This window comes from Vallitalea maricola (assembly GCF_036985595.1).
GTDB lineage: Bacteria > Bacillota > Clostridia > Lachnospirales > Vallitaleaceae > Vallitalea > Vallitalea maricola.
Genome location: NZ_BTPU01000119.1, coordinates 1 through 3,196, shown reverse-complemented (window position 1 = coordinate 3,196; position 3,196 = coordinate 1). Strand labels below are relative to the sequence as shown.

At 47.3% G+C, this 3,196-nt stretch carries 1 rRNA gene; it reads right to left on the bottom strand.

The window, feature by feature from the left end:
* Positions 1 to 72: 72 nt before the first annotated feature.
* Positions 73 to 2,972: ribosomal RNA gene (locus tag AACQ14_RS23255) — 23S ribosomal RNA — on the bottom strand.
* Positions 2,973 to 3,196: the final 224 nt, after the last annotated feature.

Sequence of the window (3,196 nt, the reverse complement as noted above, 5' to 3'; positions counted from 1 at the left end):
TGCAAAGCTACATAACTTATATATCTTAACTCTTAGCTTAACTATTATACATTCAAATCTCTTTGATGTACTTAGGTCAAGCCCTCGACCTATTAGTATCGGTCAGCTGAACATGTTACCATGCTTACACCTCCGACCTATCAACCTTGTAGTCTTCAAGGGGTCTTACTACCTTTCGGTATGGGATATCTTATCTTGAGGGGGGCTTCACGCTTAGATGCCTTCAGCGTTTATCCCTTCCAAACTTGGCTACTCTGCTATGCACTTGGTAATACAACAGATACACCAGCGGTTCGTCCATCCCGGTCCTCTCGTACTAAGGACAGCTCCTCTCAAATATCCTGCGCCCACGACGGATAGGGACCGAACTGTCTCACGACGTTCTGAACCCAGCTCGCGTACCGCTTTAATGGGCGAACAGCCCAACCCTTGGGACCTACTTCAGCCCCAGGATGCGATGAGCCGACATCGAGGTGCCAAACCACTCCGTCGATGTGAACTCTTGGGAGTGATAAGCCTGTTATCCCCGGGGTAGCTTTTATCCGTTGAGCGATGGCAATCCCACTTTCATACCACCGGATCACTAAGTCCTACTTTCGTACCTGCTCCACCCGTCGGTGTCACAGTCAAGCCATCTTCTGCCTTTGCACTCTTCGAATGGTTTCCAACCATTCTGAGATGACCTTTGAGCGCCTCCGATACCTTTTCGGAGGCGACCGCCCCAGTCAAACTCCCCACCTGACATTGTCCCTACACCAGTTTATGGTGCCAGGTTAGAAATCCAGTACTACAAGGGAGGTATCCCAACATCGACTCCACAAAGACTGGCGTCCTTGCTTCAACGTCTCCCTCCTATCCTGTACATGTAATACCGAATCCCAGTATCAAGCTGGAGTAAAGCTCCACGGGGTCTTTCCGTCCTGTCGCGGGTAACCAGCATCTTCACTGGTACTACAATTTCACCGGGCGCGTTGTCGAGACAGTGCCCAAATCGTTACGCCTTTCGTGCGGGTCGGAACTTACCCGACAAGGAATTTCGCTACCTTAGGACCGTTATAGTTACGGCCGCCGTTTACTGGGGCTTAAATTCAGAGCTTCGCTTGCGCTAACCCCTCCTCTTAACCTTCCAGCACCGGGCAGGCGTCAGCCCCTATACTTCACCTTTCGGTTTTGCAGAGACCTGTGTTTTTGCTAAACAGTCGCTTGGGCCTATTCTCTGCGGCCTCTATTAAGAGGCACTCCTTATCCCTAAGTTACGGAGTCATTTTGCCGAGTTCCTTAACAACGCTTCTCCCGTCGGCCTTAGGATTCTCTCCTCATCTACCTGTGTCGGTTTGCGGTACGGGCACATACAAAACAATAGCGGCTTTTCTTGACAGTTTGGATTCAGAGACTTCCCTACTTTTATTTCGGTCCTATTCGTACTTCAGAAACAGACGGCGGATTTGCCTTCCATCCTATCCTTTGTACTTGAACGGGTTTTTCCATTCCCCGTTTCTCTTATCCTCCTGTGTCCCCACAGTTCTGTTTGCATGCGGTACAGGAATTTCAACCTGTTGTCCATCGACTACGGCTTTCGCCCTCGCCTTAGGTCCCGACTTACCCAGAGAAGATCAGCTTTACTCTGGAAACCTTAGATATTCGGCCGAGAAGATTCTCACTTCTCTCTCGCTACTCATTCCGGCATTCTCTCTTCTTAATAGTCCACTGCTCCTTTCGGTACAGCTTCTTCCCTTTTAAGAATGCTCCTCTACCACTGATACTTTGTATCAATCCACAGCTTCGGTGTCATGTTTTAGCCCCGGACATTTTCGGCGCAAGATCTCTCGACTAGTGAGCTATTACGCACTCTTTGAATGTATGGCTGCTTCTAAGCCAACATCCTAGTTGTCTTCGAAATCTCACATCCTTTCCCACTTAACATGTACTTTGGGACCTTAGCTGGTGGTCTGGGCTCTTTCCCTTTTGACTACCCAACTTATCTCGCGCAGTCTGACTCCTGATGAGCATCTATATGGCATTCGGAGTTTGATATGTTTTGGTAAGCTTCGCAGCCCCCTAGACAATTCAGTGCTCTACCTCCATTAGACTCCATCAAGGCTAGCCCTAAAGCTATTTCGAGGAGAACCAGCTATCTCCGGGTTCGATTGGAATTTCTCCGCTACCCACAGCTCATCCCCACGTTTTTCAACACGTGTGGGTTCGGACCTCCATTACCTTTTACGGTAACTTCATCCTGGCCATGGGTAGGTCACCCGGTTTCGGGTCTACATACACTGACTTAACGCCCTGTTAAGACTTGGCTTCCCTTCGGCTCCAGACCTTTAGTCCTTAACCTTGCCAGTATACGTAACTCGCCGGACCGTTCTACAAAAAGTACGCCGTCGATCATATATAGATCTTCGACTGCTTGTAAACATAGGGTTTCAGGTTCTTTTTCACTCCCCTCCCGGGGTTCTTTTCACCGTTCCTTCACAGTACTATTCGCTATCGGTCACTAGGTAGTATTTAGCCTTGGGGGGTGGTCCCCCCAGCTTCACACAGGGTTTCTCGTGTCCCGTGCTACTCTGGATCCTGCCAGCTCTTTTGAATTTTCACCTACCGGACTTTCACCGTCTTTGGTTGGCTTTCCCAAAACCATTCGGTTAATTCTCAAGATACCTTTTGCAGTCCACAACCCCTAATAACTAGGTTATTAGGTTTGGGCTCTTCCCCTTTCGCTCGCCGCTACTCAGAGAATCGATGTTTCTTTCTACTCCTTCGGGTACTTAGATGTTTCAGTTCCCCGAGTTCCCCCTGCACAGCTATGTATTCACTATGCAGTAACTAGGTATTTCCTAGCCAGGTTTCCCCATTCGGATATCTCCGGTTCGATGGCTATTTGCGCCTCCCCGAAGCTTTTCGCAGCTTATCACGTCCTTCATCGGCTCCTAGTGCCAAGGCATCCACCCTATGCTCTTATTAGCTTGACCTATAATACATTTTTCTAATCTTAGTTATTCTTAGTTTTAAATATCTTCATGGTTTTAGAAGATTTTTAAAGCTTAGTATAACTTGATAAGAATAAATGTTTCATTAATATTTTTCAATATTATATAGTCATCTAAGAGCTAAGATTTACAAGTTATTTTATAGAATCTTTTGATTCTCGTAGCTTGTTGTTGCTTTGGTTTTTCTTGTTTTCACAGTTTTCCAT